Source organism: Providencia heimbachae ATCC 35613 (genome assembly GCF_001655055.1).
Classification (GTDB): Bacteria; Pseudomonadota; Gammaproteobacteria; order Enterobacterales; family Enterobacteriaceae; genus Providencia; species Providencia heimbachae.
The window spans coordinates 36,607-54,316 of the sequence record NZ_LXEW01000017.1 but is presented as its reverse complement, the minus strand read 5'-3'; the positions used below and the strand labels follow the sequence as shown (position 1 = coordinate 54,316).

13 protein-coding genes and 7 tRNA genes are annotated in these 17,710 nt (G+C 42.0%); 3 read left to right on the top strand and 17 right to left on the bottom strand.

Translation table 11 applies throughout. The features are described 5' to 3' along the window. Window positions 1-32: 32 nt before the first annotated feature. The 5 genes from lnt to miaB all read right to left on the bottom strand — a co-directional run bounded on the left by lnt (window position 33) and on the right by miaB (window position 5,787). The gene (lnt, locus tag M998_RS05820) at window positions 33-1,565 is read right to left on the bottom strand and encodes an apolipoprotein N-acyltransferase (RefSeq protein WP_068908018.1); all 1,533 of its coding nucleotides are present in this window, start codon (window positions 1,563-1,565) and stop codon (window positions 33-35) included. Further along, window positions 1,565-2,449: a CNNM family magnesium/cobalt transport protein CorC gene (corC, locus tag M998_RS05815; protein WP_068441748.1), complete on the bottom strand. Its 885-nt coding sequence runs from the start codon at window positions 2,447-2,449 to the stop codon at window positions 1,565-1,567. The genes lnt and corC overlap by 1 nt, the downstream gene beginning before the upstream one ends. A gap of 354 nt (window positions 2,450-2,803) precedes the next feature. After that, window positions 2,804-3,271, bottom strand: a complete 468-nt coding sequence (gene ybeY, locus M998_RS05810; protein WP_068908016.1) for an rRNA maturation RNase YbeY — start codon at window positions 3,269-3,271, stop codon at window positions 2,804-2,806. Continuing rightward, on the bottom strand, window positions 3,272-4,354 hold the full coding sequence (locus M998_RS05805) for a PhoH family protein (protein WP_111750963.1): 1,083 nt from the start codon (window positions 4,352-4,354) through the stop codon (window positions 3,272-3,274). Window positions 4,355-4,356: 2 nt separating this feature from the next. Further along, a complete protein-coding gene (gene miaB, locus M998_RS05800; protein ID WP_068908014.1) occupies window positions 4,357-5,787 on the bottom strand; it encodes a tRNA (N6-isopentenyl adenosine(37)-C2)-methylthiotransferase MiaB in 1,431 nt (476 codons plus the stop codon). 334 nt (window positions 5,788-6,121) lie between these two features. On the opposite strand from miaB, the gene ubiF reads away from it, so the two are divergent. Continuing rightward, a complete protein-coding gene (ubiF, locus tag M998_RS05795; protein WP_068908013.1) occupies window positions 6,122-7,309 on the top strand; it encodes a 3-demethoxyubiquinol 3-hydroxylase in 1,188 nt (395 codons plus the stop codon). 75 nt (window positions 7,310-7,384) lie between these two features. Here ubiF and M998_RS05790 read toward each other — a convergent pair whose 3' ends face one another. The 11 genes from M998_RS05790 to nagB all read right to left on the bottom strand — a co-directional run bounded on the left by M998_RS05790 (window position 7,385) and on the right by nagB (window position 13,483). Then, a complete protein-coding gene (locus M998_RS05790; RefSeq protein ID WP_068908011.1) occupies window positions 7,385-8,740 on the bottom strand; it encodes a dicarboxylate/amino acid:cation symporter in 1,356 nt (451 codons plus the stop codon). Window positions 8,741-9,284: 544 nt separating this feature from the next. Beyond that, window positions 9,285-9,359, bottom strand: a tRNA-Gln gene (locus tag M998_RS05785). 28 nt (window positions 9,360-9,387) lie between these two features. Next, a tRNA-Leu gene (locus M998_RS05780) sits at window positions 9,388-9,472 on the bottom strand. A 5-nt stretch (window positions 9,473-9,477) separates the two neighbouring features. Continuing rightward, window positions 9,478-9,554: transfer RNA gene (locus tag M998_RS05775), tRNA-Met, on the bottom strand. 57 nt (window positions 9,555-9,611) lie between these two features. Then, window positions 9,612-9,686, bottom strand: a tRNA-Gln gene (locus tag M998_RS05770). Between the two features lie 32 nt (window positions 9,687-9,718). Next, window positions 9,719-9,793, bottom strand: a tRNA-Gln gene (locus tag M998_RS05765). 31 nt (window positions 9,794-9,824) lie between these two features. Further along, window positions 9,825-9,909, bottom strand: a tRNA-Leu gene (locus M998_RS05760). A 5-nt stretch (window positions 9,910-9,914) separates the two neighbouring features. Then, a tRNA-Met gene (locus M998_RS05755) sits at window positions 9,915-9,991 on the bottom strand. A 204-nt stretch (window positions 9,992-10,195) separates the two neighbouring features. Then, entirely contained in the window at window positions 10,196-11,419 is a 1,224-nt protein-coding gene (gene nagC, locus M998_RS05750) for a DNA-binding transcriptional regulator NagC (RefSeq protein WP_068908009.1), read from the bottom strand. A gap of 7 nt (window positions 11,420-11,426) precedes the next feature. After that, window positions 11,427-12,593: an N-acetylglucosamine-6-phosphate deacetylase gene (nagA, locus tag M998_RS05745; protein WP_068908006.1), complete on the bottom strand. Its 1,167-nt coding sequence runs from the start codon at window positions 12,591-12,593 to the stop codon at window positions 11,427-11,429. A gap of 86 nt (window positions 12,594-12,679) precedes the next feature. Beyond that, window positions 12,680-13,483, bottom strand: a complete 804-nt coding sequence (gene nagB, locus M998_RS05740) for a glucosamine-6-phosphate deaminase (protein ID WP_068441493.1) — start codon at window positions 13,481-13,483, stop codon at window positions 12,680-12,682. A gap of 463 nt (window positions 13,484-13,946) precedes the next feature. On the opposite strand from nagB, the gene nagE reads away from it, so the two are divergent. Next, window positions 13,947-15,980, top strand: a complete 2,034-nt coding sequence (gene nagE / locus M998_RS05735) for an N-acetylglucosamine-specific PTS transporter subunit IIBC (protein ID WP_068908005.1) — start codon at window positions 13,947-13,949, stop codon at window positions 15,978-15,980. Between the two features lie 68 nt (window positions 15,981-16,048). Here the strand turns inward: nagE and M998_RS05730 are convergent, their stop codons facing one another. Next, entirely contained in the window at window positions 16,049-16,543 is a 495-nt protein-coding gene (locus tag M998_RS05730; protein ID WP_068441500.1) for a DUF2569 family protein, read from the bottom strand. A gap of 225 nt (window positions 16,544-16,768) precedes the next feature. Here M998_RS05730 and M998_RS05725 point away from each other — a divergent pair, with 225 nt between their 5' ends. Beyond that, window positions 16,769-17,584 (top strand): sulfite exporter TauE/SafE family protein, encoded by an 816-nt coding sequence (locus M998_RS05725; protein WP_068908003.1) that lies wholly within the window; start codon window positions 16,769-16,771, stop codon window positions 17,582-17,584. Window positions 17,585-17,710 lie beyond the last annotated feature (126 nt).

Sequence of the window (17,710 nt, the reverse complement as noted above, 5' to 3'; positions counted from 1 at the left end):
ATCGAGGTCTTCATTAATATTTTGGTAAAAAATTAGTATTTTTGGCGTCGATTAAATATAAACCCTATTAAACCAAGCACAATAACCATTCCCCACATAGGATAATTGCTCCAACGAGCGTAAGGGGTTAACCCAGTCGTTGGTGTTACCTCTGTCGCCAGCGTTGCGGCTTTAAACTGAGGCAAAATATCTTGTACCGTACCATCGGCTCGAATAACAGCCGTGACGCCATTATTGGTTGAACGCAGTAAAGGGCGTCCGAGTTCAAGGGAACGCATTCGTGCCATTTGAAAGTGTTGCCATGGACCGATAGATTGCCCAAACCATGCATCGTTAGACACCGTCAACAAGTAGTTAGTATCAGGTTTGAAATTATCCCGAACTTGAGAGCCTAAAATAATTTCATAGCAAATTGCAGCCGTTAAATGAATGTTCCCAACGGCAAGCTGGGCTTGTTGGTAATCACCACGGCTGAAACTTGACATGGGTAAATTAAAGAAAGGGGCAATAGGTCTTAGGATATCTTCTAAAGGAACAAATTCACCAAATGGGACTAAATGGTGTTTGTTATAACGGTTTTTAGACGGATAGAGATACGGTTTTTCATCCCCTAACACAATAATGGTGTTATAGAATTCATATTCACCGTCTATAGGCCTAGCATCAACAATGCCAGTAATCAATTTAGTATTGGTATCTGAAAGCAATTTGTCGAGAGATTTAAGCCAAACTTGGTTATCTAACTCCACAGAAGGTACTGCTGATTCAGGCCAAATAATTAATGATGCTTTGCCAATATACGGCCTTGAAAGCGCCATATAGGTATCTTTGGTTTGTTGTAAAAACCCAGCTTCCCACTTCATTGATTGTGGAATATTTCCCTGTACTAAGGCGACTTGTATTTTGTCTGACTCAAGGGGGGTGAACCATTGGATGCTTTTAAGCAGTAAAGGTGAAAATAGCAATATAGCGGCGGCGGCCAGAGCGATAAAGCTGCGGCGAACGATGGCAAGTGCAATCAATCCACTTATACAAAATAACAGTAGTGTTATCATTTCGACACCAAATATTGGTGCCAAAGCGTTCATTGGCCCATCAATTTGGCTGTAGCCAAACTGTAACCAAGGGAAGCCAGTTAATACCCATCCACGTAGAAATTCAGTCAGTTGCCAGAATGCAGGCGCTGCAAATACAAACCGCCAGATGTTAGCTTTTGGTGTAAAGCGGGCAAGCAGCGCGCCAAAGAGCCCAGGGTAGAGGGCTAAATAGGCAGCAAGTAAGATAACAATAAATACATTGACGGCTTCAGGCATACCGCCGAAGTCTGCAATACTGACGTAAACCCAATTGACACCACTGCCGAATAAACCAAATCCCCATGCAAATGCAATAGCAAAAGATTGTTTGGTGTTTCGATTGATGGTGAGTAATTGGAGGAATAAAATACTCAGTAATGCGGCAGGCCAGATGTCAAAAGGCGAAAAAGCCAGTGTACCACTGGCTCCAAAGAGTAAAGCCAGCAGCAGTCTAAACCACTGGCTTTGAAAAATGGATGGTGAATTCATTAAGTCTGTTCTTCTTCCAAAGTAGGAACAGGCGCATCGTCAGGGATTTTTACATGGAGTAGAAGGATCCGACGACTGTCAGCCATAGCAACTTTAAATTGATAGTTATCTATTGTAATTGTTTCACCACGAGAAGGTAAATGGCCGAATGCTTGCATCACCAAGCCGCCGACAGTATCTACTTCGTCATCACTATAATGGGTACCAAATGCATCATTGAAGTCTTCGATCTGTGTCAGGGCTCTGACGGAGTATGAATGTCGGCTTAATTGGCGAACATCGACATCATCTTGATCGTCGTATTCATCTTCAATTTCACCCACAATTAACTCTAAAATATCTTCAATGGTTACGAGGCCGGAAACACCACCAAACTCATCGATAACAATCGCCATATGGTAACGCTGAGAGCGGAACTCTTTGAGTAATCTGTCCACTCTTTTGCTTTCAGGAACCACAACGGCTTGGCGTAACACTTTATCAATACTGAAAGGTTCTGCATCGGTACGCATAAATGGCAATAAATCTTTTGCCATTAATAGCCCTTCAATATGGTCTTTATCTTCACTGATAACCGGAAAGCGTGAATGTGCCGAATCGATGATAACATCGAGGCACTCATCGAGGGTTTGATTACGCTTTAAGGTAACAATTTGAGAACGCGGGATCATAATGTCACGTACACGCTGATCTGCGATATCCATTACCCCCTCAAGCATTTCTCGGGTATCAGGGTCGATTAAATCGTTTTGTTCAGAGTCGCGAATTAATTCGACTAAATCATCACGATTTTTAGGTTCACCATGAAAAAGGTGATTTAAAAGTGCAAAGAACCCTTTTTTAGGGCCAGGGTTGTCGCTACTCGAAGGGTTATCGTCGCTCATGGCGGTTAATTTCTTATTCCTCAGTTTATACTCGTCATACTTCGAACCACAGCGTTGTTGGCTGCTCTCGGCCACCCGAATCGCATATTTGTATATGCTCATCGGGATATCCTCGTTGGCCGCCTAGCTGTAATTCGAATTATTTAGAGTATTACTCGTCATGTTTCGAACCACAGCGTTGTTGGCTGCTCTCGGCAACTCGTGCTTCAAAGTACTTAGAATATAGGTTAGTTAATAAAACAGTTTATTCAATTCTTTTTAGCATAAAACTGACTGTTTATCATGATAATTACAGTCAGTTTTTTGTAAAATAATGCTTTCTTTTAAAATGGCGCTTGGAAAATTATAGTTAGGTCACTCTTTTTCTGCAAGATAGGGGTCGGCGTAACCTAATTCAGCTAAGATTTCAGTTTCTAAGGCTTCCATTTCTTCGGCTTCATCATCTTCGATATGATCATAACCAAGTAAATGCAAACAACCGTGAATCACCATATGTGCCCAATGTTCTTCAGCACTTTTTTGTTGTTCAATGGCTTCTTGTTCGACAACCTGACGGCAGATAATTAAATCACCCAGTAAAGGTAGCTCAATTTCAGGGGGGGCCTCAAAAGGGAAAGAAAGCACGTTTGTCGGCTTATCTTTTCCCCGATAAGTCAGGTTTAAATCGTGACTTTCGGCTTCATCAACAAGGCGGATGGTGACTTCACTTTCTGCTTGAAATTTAGGTAGCACCTGATCCAACCAACGTTGAAATAGGGCTTCAGAAGGTAGGCCTTCTGCATTATCACATGCAATTTGTAAATCAAGAATGACATTACTCATTTAATTGTTTTCCTGCCTTTCAAAATCTTTTTGTTGTTCTTTTTCTTCCCTAAGTTGCTGACGACGTTTATTGTCTTGTTCTTCCCATGCTTCATAAGCGATGACGACTTTAGCAACAACAGGGTGGCGTACAACGTCTTCACTGTGGAAGAAGTTAAAGCTCAAGTCATCAACATTTGAAAGTACTTCAATGGCGTGTCTTAAGCCGGATTTGCTGCCACGAGGTAAGTCAACTTGCGTGATATCCCCCGTCACAACCGCTTTGGAATTAAAGCCAATACGGGTTAAGAACATTTTCATTTGTTCGATGGTGGTGTTTTGGCTTTCATCTAAAATGATAAAGGCGTCATTTAGTGTACGACCGCGCATATAAGCCAACGGCGCAACTTCGATAACATTGCGCTCGATTAATTTTTCGACCTTTTCAAAGCCAAGCATCTCAAAGAGCGCGTCATAAAGTGGGCGCAGATAAGGATCAACTTTTTGGCTTAAATCACCAGGTAAAAAACCTAATTTTTCACCCGCTTCAACTGCAGGGCGGGTAAGCATGATGCGGCGAACTTCTTGGCGCTCTAAAGCGTCAACTGCCGCTGCAACCGCGAGATAGGTTTTCCCCGTTCCAGCAGGACCAATTCCAAAGGTAATATCATGGTCAAGAATATTGGCAATATATTGCGCTTGATTTGGCGTGCGAGGCTTGATGACACCACGTTTAGTCTTGATATTCACCGCTTTGCCGTAGTCAGGGACGCTATCAGCTGCTTGTTCTAATACACGACTGTCTAAAATAGCCAAATGAATATTCTCTGGGTCAATATCAGGAATAACACCGCGGATCGGTGAGGTATCCACATACAACTGACGCAAAATTTTGCTGGCGGCTTGTACATTAAGCGGTTTACCCGATAATTTGAATCGGTTATCACGACGATTAATTTCAACGGCAAGGCGACGTTCAAGTTGCTTGATATTGTCATCAAATGGCCCACAAAGACTCATTAAACGTTGATTATCTGCGGGCTCTAAAAAAATTTCTTGTGTTGCGATTTGCAATGTTTTTTGTTCGGTCACTGAGTATCCCATTTTTATGGCTGGTAACGACTAACCCCAAGTTCATCTTCTTTGCGAGTACGTGCGATAACAGAAGCTGGCGACTCGTTAACACGTAGACCCATCTGCTCTTCGGTACGAATGATTTTTCCGCGTAGAGAGTTAGTGAAAGCATCAACAATCTCGACATCCACAAACTTACCGATCATATCAGGCGAGCCTTCAAAGTTTACAACACGGCTATTTTCAGTACGCCCTGAGATTTCCATCACATTTTTACGTGAAATCCCTTCGACTAAAACGCGTTGAACGGTTCCTACCATGGTACGACTGAAATGCAAAGCTTGCTGATTAATACGTTGTTGCAGTAAATATAGACGCTGTTTTTTCTCATCTTCAGAAACATCGTCAGGTAAGTCAGCTGCGGGTGTCCCCGGGCGTGCCGAGTAGACAAAGCTAAAGCTCATATCAAAGTTAACATCTGCAATCAGTTTCATGGTTTTTTCGAAATCATCATTTGTTTCACCGGGGAAACCAACAATGAAGTCAGAGCTCACCAGAATACCAGGACGCGCTTCGCGTAATTTGCGGATAATGGCTTTATATTCAAGTGCGGTATGTGCCCGTTTCATCATGGTCAGAATTCGGTCAGAGCCACTTTGTACTGGGAGATGCAAATAGCTAACCAATTCAGGGGTATCTTGGTAAGCTTCAATTATATCATCTGTGAAATCAATTGGATGGCTAGTTGTGAAACGTACACGGTCAATACCATCGATAGCGGCGACAAGGCGAAGTAATTCGGCAAATGAGCAGATTTCACCATCAAAAGTGAGACCACGATAGGAGTTCACGTTCTGCCCTAAGAGGTTAACTTCACGTACCCCTTGCGCCGCAAGTTGGGCAATCTCAAATAATATATCATCACAAGGGCGGCTAACTTCTTCACCACGGGTGTAAGGAACCACGCAGAATGTGCAATATTTATTGCAACCTTCCATAATCGAGACAAACGCAGTGGGACCTTCAGCACGCGGCTCTGGCATGCGGTCAAATTTTTCAATTTCAGGGAAACTGATATCAATAACAGGGCTGCGGGTTCCCTTTACTTGATTAATCATTTCAGGCAAGCGATGTAGCGTTTGTGGGCCAAAGACGATATCAACACTCGGTGCGCGCTGGCGAATGAAATCACCTTCTTGAGAGGCGACGCAGCCGCCAACACCGATAATAATATCAGGGTTTCTATCTTTGAAAAACTTCCAACGTCCCAGTTGATGGAAAACTTTTTCTTGGGCTTTTTCACGGATAGAACACGTATTTAGCAACAAGAGATCCGCTTCTTCAGCAACCTCTGTGAGTTGATATCCGTGGGTACTTTCTAATAAAGAAACCATTTTGGATGAGTCATACTCATTCATCTGGCAACCCCAAGTTTTAATGTATAACTTTTTATTCGTCGACATGTCGTATATCCGGTGTTTTCGAAGTGGCAAGTAATGGACTCCGAAAGGCGTTGTAAATCCAAAGTCCTGCCTTATTTTGGGAATCTGTCTGCATTTTGATTAAGGACATCATGATACGATGATAAAAATGCCAGTATTACCCTGTAATAGAATGGTTAAATAATACCATTACGTGTTATTTAAGGGCAGGCTATTCGCCTATTAATTTAAAGATTAAGGCGTATTGTATTCATTTGAGGCATCAGTGACTAGCGCTGAAACGTAGATATTCCCTGCGAGCGTAATAAATTTTCGGTACACTATGCCAGTCAAACAGTTAACAGTAGCTAACGTGATGAATAAACTAACAGAATTTTATGATGCTGTAGTCGTCGGTGCGGGAATGACGGGTGCAGCTGCTGCATTGGGCCTCGCCCAAGAAGGGTTGCGTGTTGCGCTACTTGAAAAAGCGCAACCGATAGAGTTTGACGCACAAAGTGCACCTGATGTGCGTATTTCAGCCATAAGCCGATCCTCCGTTGAATTATTACAACAACTTGGCGCATGGCAACATGTAGAGGCCATGCGTAGCGCGCCTTATCGCGAATTAGAAACATGGGAAGACGTTGGCAGTAATGTTATTTTTGATGCCAATAGTCTCGGGCTGCCTGAACTGGGCTTTATGGTGGAAAACCGCGTATTGCAATTAGCGTTATGGCGTGAATGCAAAAAATACAGCAACCTCGAGTTGATTTGCCCAGCACAGTTGGTGAATCTTTATCAGCCGAAAGGGCAATCAGAGTGGGTTATCGAACTTGATGATCATCGAACCTTGCAGACTAAGTTGGTCGTCGGGGCTGATGGTGCTAACTCCCAGGTGCGTAAGCTGGCGGGTATCGGTAGTCGTGGTTGGCAATACCGGCAGTCATGTATGTTGATTTCGATTCAAACTTCCGAGCCTCAGCAAGATAAAACATGGCAGCAATTCTTCCCATCAGGTCCAAGAGCATTTTTACCACTATACGATAATTGGGCCTCTTTGGTCTGGTATGACAGTCCGGCTAAAATAAGACGCTTACAGTCAATGTCAATGCAACAATTGACTGATGCTATCACTGAAGCGTTTCCTGAGCGCTTAGGAAAGGTAACGGCGATTGCAGCGGGAGCATTCCCATTAACCCGCCATCATGCAAATCGTTATGTTATTGATGGGTTAGCATTGATTGGTGATGCGGCTCATACCATTAATCCATTGGCAGGACAGGGGGTTAATTTAGGTTATCGTGATGTGGATGCGCTGCTTAATGTGGTGATCCGTGCAAGAGAATGTATCGAACCTTGGTATAGCTTAGATGTTTTAAAACGTTATCAACGTAAACGTTTACCGGATAATTTAGTAATGCAAGCTGGCATGGATGTTTTTTACATGGCATTCAGTGAGGATCTTCCGGGGCTAAAAATGTTTCGTAATCTTGGGTTGATGGCAGCACAAAGAGCGGGAGAAGCGAAAAAGCTTGCGCTGAAATATGCTTTAGGGTTGTAACCATACTATCTGAGATTTAGCAGATGACAAAAAATAAGCGGCTATTTAGCCGCTTATTTCGTATTAGAACTAATATTATTTGTTGTTAGCAAGGTCAATCGGTTGAGCTTCACTGACATCTGTATTGATGTTGTCATCTTCGGTAAGGACATCATCAAGCGTTTCATTTTTAGCGGAGAACGCGTGCGCGAGTTTTTCGGTATCTAACTCTTTTTCCCAACGCGCAACAACGATACAGGCGCAGGCATTGCCGACTAAGTTGGTCAGTGCGCGGCACTCAGACATAAAGCGGTCAATACCGAGGATCAGTGCCATACCTGCGACAGGGATACTTGGAACAACCATTAATGTTGCGGCTAAGGTGATGAAACCTGCACCAGTTACACCCGCAGCCCCTTTAGAACTGATCATTGCAACTAATAATAACGAAACTTGTTCCCAAATGGAGAGTTCGATATTAGTGGCTTGTGCAATGAACAGCGCAGCCATGGTCATATAAATATTAGTACCATCAAGGTTAAATGAATAACCGGTCGGGATGACAAGCCCCACGACAGATTTCTCACAACCCGCATGTTCCATTTTTCGCATTAGGCTTGGTAATGCAGCCTCTGAAGATGAAGTACCTAACACTAGCCATAATTCATCTTTAATATATTTAATTAATTGGATAATGGAGAAGCCGTTATATTTCGCAACAGCGCCCAGTACCACTAAAACAAACAACAATGAAGTGATATAGAATGTCATTATCAACATCATCAGGTTACCGATGGAGGATATTCCATATTTACCAATGGTAAATGCCATCGCACCAAATGCCCCGATAGGCGCTAGCTTCATTAACATGGCAACCATTTTAAATACGGGCTCAGAGAAGTTTTGTAGCAGCTTGACGATGGGCTCTCCGTGCTTACCTGTCGCTGCTAGTGCCAATCCAAAAATAACCGCAATAAATAGAACCTGTAGAATGTTGCCATTCACCAATGGGCTTATCACCGTGTCAGGGATGATATTCATAAAGAAGCCGACAATGGAGGATTCGTGCGCTTTTGCGACATAACCAGCCACTTTGGCATTATCCAGCGTTGCAGGGTCAATATTAAGACCATCACCAGGACGAATAACATTGGCAACGATAAGGCCGATAATCAAGGCAACGGTTGAAAAGGTAATGAAATACAGCATTGCTTTACCCGCAACGCTTCCTACCGCTTTCATATTAGACATACCCGATATACCAGTCACGACTGTCAGGAAAATAACGGGGGCGATAATCATTTTAACGATTTTGATGAAAGCATCACCAAGCGGTTTTAATGATTCCCCTACGTCCGGGAAAAAGTGGCCTAACGCGATACCCAGCACGATGGCGACAATAACCTGTACATATAGGATTTTATATAGTGGTTGCTTTATTATGTTTCGCATAAATTTTCTCTGTAAAAATATTGCGTGATGGCAATTTATAATTATTAGGTTTTTTTTGAACTAATGTTTTAGGTTTTGAGAACTGATTTTTATGGAATGGAAGATTGGACAGAAATTTTTAATGATAAGAGGCTGAAAATAGCGCATTTACGATTAATCTTACCTAACTACAATTCGCGGGCAGATTACCACTTTAGCCTGCTAAATAGAAATGATAGAAGTCACATAATTAATAGAAAAGTTATGCAAAGGTAAATAATATGTCTGAAATGTTGCTTTGATAACACTCTGAAAAATTAAGTGGCGGTTAATTAATAATCATAGTGTTAAATAAACGTCAAGGTAACTAGAATAGCGTTATATCGGTGATTGGTCAGAGTTCGGGACGGAGCAATAGCGTAAAAGGGAAGCAAAATAAAAGATGGATTTACGTGATTACGTATTAAAATTGATAATAAGATTAAGTTTTTTACTTGGTAAAAATAGGGATTATTGCAGGGGGGGATATTGCTTTAAATTATGGGAATATTATCTAACGAGGGATTGGCTGGGGTACCAGGATTCGAACCTGGGAATGCCAGGATCAAAACCTGGTGCCTTACCGCTTGGCGATACCCCAATTTAAAATCTTGTTCCCTTCAAGGGAATGGTGCGGAAGGCGAGACTTGAACTCGCACACCTTGCGGCGCCAGAACCTAAATCTGGTGCGTCTACCAATTTCGCCACTTCCGCAAACATGGTGGCTATGACGGGATTCGAACCTGTGACCCCAACATTATGAGTGTTGTGCTCTAACCAGCTGAGCTACATAGCCATTCTAATATTCAGTACTAAAGAAATTACTCTAAGACAACCCTGATAGGGAAGTAGTTGGCTGGGGTACCAGGATTCGAACCTGGGGATGCCAGGATCAAAACCTGGTGCCTTACCGCTTGGCGATACCCCATCCGAGGATACTCGCAATAAATTTTATTAAGATGGCTGGGGTACCAGGATTCGAACCTGGGAATGCCAGGATCAAAACCTGGTGCCTTACCGCTTGGCGATACCCCAATCTTAAATTCAATTCTACCGAGAAGGAAAATGGTGCGGGAGACAAGACTTGAACTTGCACACCTTGCGGCGCCAGAACCTAAATCTGGTGCGTCTACCAATTTCGCCACTCCCGCAAATATGGTGGCTATGACGGGATTCGAACCTGTGACCCCAACATTATGAGTGTTGTGCTCTAACCAGCTGAGCTACATAGCCAACTCTTTTGCATTACCTTCATCGGCGTTGCGGGGCGCATTATGCTAATTACAAGCAGTACAGTCAACAGCTTTTTGCACTATTTTTTAGAAAATGCGTCTGTTTGTTTGATGAATAATCATTTTGTCCATAAAGACAGCAAAAAACAACCCTATAATTGAAAAAATTATGAATCGTAACAATTCACTGGTTGTGATTTTTTGCCTAATTCTCAAATAATTTTTGCAGCAACTCACCATTTAACATTGCTCGTTTTGTAAGAGCGAAAGCACCAATAGCCGAGTTATGAACAAGCTGAGAAGTCACAATCGGTAAGTTCTCACGAAACCCTTTTAGGGCTTGAGTATCAATACAACTTTGGATCGCAGGCAGCAAAATTTGTTCAGCTTCAGTAATATCGCCGGCGATCACCACTTTTTCGGGATTAAATAAGTTAATTGTGATGGCGATAGCTTTACCGATTTGTCGACCAACATGCTGGATCACTTCTGTTGCCAGAGGGTCATTTTTATTAGCTGCCTGACAAATATGCGAAATAGTACAGGTTTCTAGTGTCAGGGAGCTTGCATAGCCTTGCTCTAAGCGTTGTTTTACGCGCGCTTCGATAGCTTGGTTGGAAGCAATAGTCTCAAGGCAACCAAAGTTACCACAGTGGCAAAGTTCACCCAGAGGGTCGACTTGAATATGGCCAATTTCCCCTAAATTTCCACGATGATTGAGCAGTATCTCTTTATTAATAACTAAACCTGCCCCTGCACCGCGGTGAATTCGTACCAGCAGTGAATCTTCACAGTCTCGAGTTGCCCCAAAATAGCTTTCTGCCAGTGCCAAGCTACGAATATCATGCCCGGCATAACAGGTAATATTAAAATGGTTTTGCAGGTTATCGATAAGATGCCAATTATCAACCTTAATATGAGGCATGTAATGCACAATGCCGCGATTAGGATTGACGAGACCGGGAAGAATAACCGAAATAGCGATAAGCTCTTTAATGCGCTTTTGGCTGATATCAATAAAGTCTTCTAAAGCCGCAATGAGTTTCTGTTCAACGGCTTGTTGTGATTGCTCTATGATGGGGTAGTGGCCATCAATAATCATTTTTCCACTGAGATCATACAGTGCAATGGTCGCATCGTAGCGGCCTAGGCGCACACCAATGGTATGAAAATTTTTATACTCAGAAACGATGGAGATGGCACGACGGCCTCCTGTGGAGGCCTGTTGATCAACTTCTTTAATTAAACCACGTTCGAGTAACTGGCGTGTGATCTTAGTGACACTTGCTGGGGCAAGTTGGCTTTGTTCCGCGATTTGAATTCTTGATATTGGCCCATTTTGGTCAATCAGGCTATATACCACGGCACTATTCAGTTGTTTTACGAGATCAATATTACCAATTTGCTTTAGCGAGTGGCTTTGATTCATTAGCTATTTACTCATTTTTGTAGACTTCTTCTCCGTTCACATAAGTGGCAAGGACTCGGAAGTCGTGGTTAAACGCAGTTAAGTTAGCAATTTTACCGGGAACGATGGAACCTAAAGTCGCGTCTACACCTATCGCTCTTGCTGGATAGAGTGTCGCCATTCTTAATGTTTCACCTAATGCTATGCCTACGTGTTCTACACTATTTTTAACGGCATCAATCATGGTGAGAGATGAACCGCTGAGTGTGCCGTTTTCATCAACACACAATCCATCACGGTAGTATATTGTTTTCCCTGCAAAGATAAAATGATCCATTTCACCAGTTTGAGGATCAATACCTGCTGGTGCTGTTGCATCCGTCACTAAAATCAGTTTATCGCCTTTAAGTTGCTTGCTATTACGAATATTAGCCCACTGAACATGAAGACCATCTGCAATAATGCCAGCGTAAACTTCGGGTGTATCATAGATAGCGCCGACTAAGCCTGGGCCACGACCTGAAATATATGGCATCGCATTGAAAAGGTGTGTTGAAAAGCGGATCCCCGCTTTAAAACCGAGTTTAGCTTCTTCGTAAGTCGCATTTGAGTGGCCTGCTGAAATGATAATGCCAGCCTCTTTCAATTGATGAATAAAGCGTTTATCAACCATTTCTGGTGCTAATGTTACTTTGGTGATGGCATCAGCATGAGCGGCGAGATAGTCAATCATTTCAGCGGAAGGTTGGCGAATAAACTCAGGGTTATGTGTCCCTTTCTTAATAACATTAATATATGGACCTTCAAGATGTAAACCAAGCGCTTGGTTTTTATGATCTTTTAAGTACTCAGCCATCACGCTGATACCGTGCTTCATAAGATCATCCGAACAGGTGATTAATGTTGGTAGGTAACTGGTGCACCCCGTGCGTTGATTGGCTTTTTGCATTATTTCGAGGTTTTTCAATGTCACATTTTCTTTATTGTCATTGAATTGCACACCGCCACAGCCATTGACTTGTAAATCAATAAATCCAGGGGAAAGCACCGCACCTTTTAAATCGTGCCGAGTGATTGTTGCAGGTAGCTCAGAGACAGGACAAACATCTTTAATGATTTCACCATCAATGATGACCGCATGGTTATCCAGTCTTTCATGACCGGTATAAATAATGCAATTAGTGAGTGCATACATGGCTTAAAACTCCTGATCTCTGAAAGAAAAAACATTCACCGATCCGTATTCACTGACCGGCTATTTAATATTATTGGGGTATCGTACTAGTTAAACTTTTCAATAATTTCTGATTCTAGCTGTTTGAAATATTTAAGTGTTTTAACTTTTAATTCAAGCGTTGCAGGTTCGTCACAGACGATCAGCGCTTTTGGGTGCATTTGTACGCAGCTCACGGTCCATAAGTGGTTAATTGAGCCTTCGACAGCGGCATGAACAGCATTTGCTTTGTTGGCACCCGTTGCCAGCACCATTAATTCCTCTGCATCCATTAATGTCGCGACGCCAACGGTTAATGCAAACTTAGGCACTTGATTGATATCGTTGTCAAAAAAACGAGAGTTTGCTTGGCGTGTTTCAGGTGTTAAGGTCTTGATGCGGGTACGGGAATTGAGTGATGAGCCGGGCTCATTGAATGCGATATGACCATCATTACCCACACCACCCATGAATAAATTAATTTTCCCATAGGATTTTATTTTATCTTCATAACGTTGGCATTCCGCATCAACATCAGGCGCATTGCCATTCAATAAATTGACGTTTTGTTCTTGAATATCAATATGATTAAAGAAGTTTTCAAACATAAAGGTTCGATAACTTTGCGGATGATCGGCTGGAATACCGATATATTCATCCATGTTGAATGTTACAACATGCTTAAAACTCACTTTCCCTGCTTGGTATAAAGCAATTAATGCTTTGTAAGTCGCAAGGGGGGTTCCACCAGTAGGCAGCCCAAGCACAAATGGGCGATCTGTCGTTGGGTTGAATGCGTTGATTTTATCAGCGATATATTGTGCGGACCATACACCGACATCATGCGCATTATTCAGTGGGAGAAGCCTCATGTCATTTTACCTCTAATTAAGTCTGTGAAATCTTTCATATATATGTGTATCCCTGATTTTATTCATTGGATATAGGAATACTCGTCATCATTAAAATTGTGTATGCGTTGATTGTACTTAGCTACCTAAATTATAGGATTATTTGGTGACTTTGTTTGTTGTTTCGATGCTATCGATTGTCGCAGCAACAGGCATTTTTCATCGCGTTGAGAATATACCGTTTAATACTGTAAAAAAGTTATTTTTAATCATAAAATAAGTTTTGGATAATAGCCACTAATTTAGGCATGGCATCGATCTATTCGTTGACTTTTATCACAAATTTCACCTATTTATTTTGCAACGCGAAACAATTAATTTAAACTATCAAATTGATACTCTCAATCACCTAAACTATTCTTTAGGTGTATGAAAAATAAGATCCCGTAAATGGGACAATAATCGGGCTATAAAGGGGGAGTTTGTGAATATTCTTAGCTACTTACAGCGGATTGGTAGGGCACTTATGGTGCCAGTTGCAGTACTACCTGCCGCAGCAATCCTAATGGGGATTGGTTATTGGATTGACCCAGATGGTTGGGGAGCCAATAGCGCAATCGCGGCGTTACTGATTAAATCTGGTGCGGCAATTATTGATAATATGTCCGTGCTGTTTGCGATCGGTGTTGCCTATGGAATGTCAAAAGATAAAGATGGTGCTGCTGCGCTAACCGGTTTTGTCGGCTTTTTAGTCGTCACAACCCTGTGTTCTCCTGCATCTTATTCCATGATTATGAATGTACCATTGGAATCAGTGCCAGCGGCGTTCAATAAAATCAATAACCAGTTTGTTGGTATCTTAGTGGGTGTGTTGTCAGCTGAATTGTATAATCGCTATAGTGGTGTCGAACTACCTAAAGCGTTGTCATTCTTCAGTGGTCGCCGCCTTGTACCGATTTTAACTTCATTCCTGATGATCATTCTGGCATTCATACTGATGTATGTCTGGCCAGTGGTGTATAACGGATTAGTTTCTTTCGGTGAAAGCATTAAAGATATGGGCTCAGTGGGCGCGGGTATTTACGGATTCTTTAACCGTTTACTTATTCCTGTTGGTCTGCATCATGCATTGAACTCCGTATTCTGGTTTGATGTTGCGGGTATTAATGATATTCCTAACTTCCTTGGCGGTGCTAAGTCCATCGATGCAGGTCTAGCAACTGTTGGCATTACCGGTCGTTATCAGGCAGGTTTCTTCCCAATTATGATGTTTGGTTTACCCGGTGCGGCATTAGCTATCTATCATTGCGCGCGTCCTGAAAATAAAGCCAAAGTCGCTGGTATCATGATTGCGGGGGCATTTGCTGCCTTCTTTACAGGTATTACCGAACCACTTGAATTCTCATTTATGTTCGTGGCACCTGTGTTGTATGTTATTCACGCACTATTAACCGGTATCTCTATTTATATTGCAGCATCCATGGAGTGGATCTCAGGATTCGGCTTCAGTGCTGGTTTAGTCGATATGCTATTACAAACACGTAACCCATTAGCCGTTAAGTGGTTTATGTTGATTGTTCAAGGCTTGGTTTTCTTCTGTATTTACTATGTAATTTTCCGTTTCATGATACGTAAATTCAACCTGTTAACCCCAGGTCGTGAAGAAAGTTCAGATGACGAAACTATTGATGGTTATGATGAGAGTTTAAGCGCAGCTAACAATGGTGATAGTGATATCCAAAAAGAAGCTCGTCAGTATGTTTCTGCTGTGGGTGGTAGCGACAACATCGTGAATATTGATGCGTGTATTACCCGTTTGCGCCTAACTGTTAAAGATTCGTCGGTCGTGAATGATGCGATGACGAAACGTTTAGGTGCAGCAGGGGTTATCCGCCTGAACAAACAAAACGTACAAGTGATTGTCGGTACTCGAGCTGAATTAGTCGCTAAAGCAATGACGGACGTTATCGCCAAAGGCCCTATTGCAGCATCTGCTCCAGTAGCCGCTGCGGCAGTGGCAGCCGTAAAAGCCAGTGAGCCAGCTAAAGCGAAAGGAAATATCGTTTTATCGTTGGTTGCGCCTGTTAGTGGTCAAGTTTATTCACTCGACGATGTGCCTGATGAAGCATTCTCAAGCCGTATTGTAGGTGATGGTATTGCTATCAAGCCGACAAGCAGTGAAGTACTTGCACCTGCATCGGGTACAGTGGTTAAAATCTTTGAAACTAACCATGCCTTCTGTTTGGAAACAGAAAATGGTGTTGAGCTGATTGTTCATATGGGCATCGATACCGTGGCACTGAAAGGAGAAGGTTGTTCTCGTTTAGTTGAAGAGGGCGCTGAAGTTGAAGCGGGAACGCCAATTCTAAACTTGGATCTAGCCTTCCTTGAAGCTAATGCAAAATCTATGATTAGCCCTGTCATTATCAGTAATATTGATGATTTTGCAGGGGTTGAGATTTTAGTTGAAGGCGAAGTGATTGCCGGTAAAACGGTTATTTATAACGTATTAAAATAATCCTTTTAAATTAGTTTTAGATATAAATGCCAGCTAACTTCGGTTAACTGGCATTTTTTTTATGACAATTATTGCGTAAAAACCTGTGCTATCCGTTTTGAACGCAGAAAGTAGGAAACCCAGATTATCGCACTAAAAGTACTCGAAATAATTTGTTGGAAATCGGTACTGGTTAATTTAGCGCCATAAACAGAAGACAGCCCAACCGTGAAATATAGAGTTATGATTAGGGCGAAAATATAATAAGGAATAATGACCTTTTTGATCACTTTTTTCTTATTAAAGAAAAACCAACATGCCAAAAGGGTTAGTGCAATATAGCTAAATTGCAAGACAATCGCACCAATATAAAATGTGGGAATAGCTTGAGTATTTTCATAATAATACAGCAGTATTTGTGTGATTTGATATCCACCAAATATCGACAGTAATACGGTAATTATCAACCCTAAAGCAGGGAGATATAGCACGCCGTTGATTTTATGGATTTCTAATTGTTCACACTGATTACACCATCCCGACTCTTTATTTGCTTCGTGCTCATTACAGTTAATGCATTTCATCGATGAACTTCACTATTAACGATTTATTTTTCCCTATTCTTAAACAGAATTATTGGCAGTATCAACATCTATTTATTTTAGTGTGAACTCCATTCAATTGTAGCGAATACGTTACGTTTGTTAATAATTTTGGCGCAATCTCAAACTAGGTTGTCAGATCCGCATAAGCAAGTGGCTTTTTTCAGCGATATGATAAAAACCTAATTTATTTATGGGGATTTATCGGTGGATCTTCTTCTTGGCTTGTTTGGCTTTATTTCAGGGATCACGACGGCATTATTTGGTTTTGGTGGCGGTTTTATTACTGTTCCGTTGTTATATGCATTGATTACAGTTGTTTGGGGGCCGCGTAGCAACGCCGGAGATGTCGCAATGCAAATTGCGGTTGCAACTTCAACGTGTGTGATGATTTTCTCTTCGACTTTATCGAGTCGGGCACATTATTTGAAAGGTAATCTTAGCTGGAAAATCATTCGGCCATTTATTATTCCAATATCATTAGGTGGTATTGCGGGAGCGTTCGTTGCTTTGTCGGTAGAAAGTGAATGGATCCGCTGGATTTTTATTGGCTATTTAGTTGTGACAATTTTGGACTGTTTTATTCGTCCTGGCTTTATGACAACGGATCCGAATGGTATAGCACCCTCGAAAGGGGGAATTTTTGCGGATACGCCAATCGGTGTCGTTATTGGCGCCGTTGCTGCATTCTTAGGGGTTGGTGGCAGCGTAATGACAGTGCCATTAATGCGACGTCGTGGCGCCAGTATGATCCAAGCAGCGGCCTTTGCGAATCCATTAACGCTACCAATGGCAATAACCGGAACATTGACCTATTTTTATTTTGCCGTGGCAAAGCACCTTGAATTAGGTGCTGGTTTTATTGGTATGATTTATATAAAAGGCGCATTAATCCTAATTGCTTCGTCTTGGCTAGGGATCCGATTTGCCGCTGTTTTAATGCCTTATTTAAGCGATAAGCGACATGCACAAAGTTATCCTATCCTGCTTATGATTGTGCTTTGTGTGATGTTATTGGTGTGATATTTCTCGGGATAATTGTGCTTTTTTAATAAAATGAACCCTTTGGTACCTCTTTTGTTGGCTAACCTCAATCAAACGGTTGTTTCCTGATGGATTATGGTAGAATATATTCAAATACTACACGCT

Excerpts from the sequence above, each read along its gene's own strand:
- ubiF (WP_068908013.1), top strand. The coding sequence starts at position 6,122 with ATGAATAAACTAACAGAATTTTATGATGCTGTAGTCGTCGGTGCGGGA.
- nagB (WP_068441493.1), bottom strand. The coding sequence starts at position 13,483 with ATGAGGCTTCTCCCACTGAATAATGCGCATGATGTCGGTGTATGGTCC.
- nagC (WP_068908009.1), bottom strand. The coding sequence starts at position 11,419 with ATGAATCAAAGCCACTCGCTAAAGCAAATTGGTAATATTGATCTCGTA.
- ybeY (WP_068908016.1), bottom strand. The coding sequence starts at position 3,271 with ATGAGTAATGTCATTCTTGATTTACAAATTGCATGTGATAATGCAGAA.
- miaB (WP_068908014.1), bottom strand. The coding sequence starts at position 5,787 with ATGTCGACGAATAAAAAGTTATACATTAAAACTTGGGGTTGCCAGATG.
- nagA (WP_068908006.1), bottom strand. The coding sequence starts at position 12,593 with ATGTATGCACTCACTAATTGCATTATTTATACCGGTCATGAAAGACTG.
- lnt (WP_068908018.1), bottom strand. The coding sequence starts at position 1,565 with ATGAATTCACCATCCATTTTTCAAAGCCAGTGGTTTAGACTGCTGCTG.
- M998_RS05730 (WP_068441500.1), bottom strand. The coding sequence starts at position 16,543 with ATGAAATGCATTAACTGTAATGAGCACGAAGCAAATAAAGAGTCGGGA.
- M998_RS05790 (WP_068908011.1), bottom strand. The coding sequence starts at position 8,740 with ATGCGAAACATAATAAAGCAACCACTATATAAAATCCTATATGTACAG.
- corC (WP_068441748.1), bottom strand. The coding sequence starts at position 2,449 with ATGAGCGACGATAACCCTTCGAGTAGCGACAACCCTGGCCCTAAAAAA.
- M998_RS05805 (WP_111750963.1), bottom strand. The coding sequence starts at position 4,354 with ATGGGATACTCAGTGACCGAACAAAAAACATTGCAAATCGCAACACAA.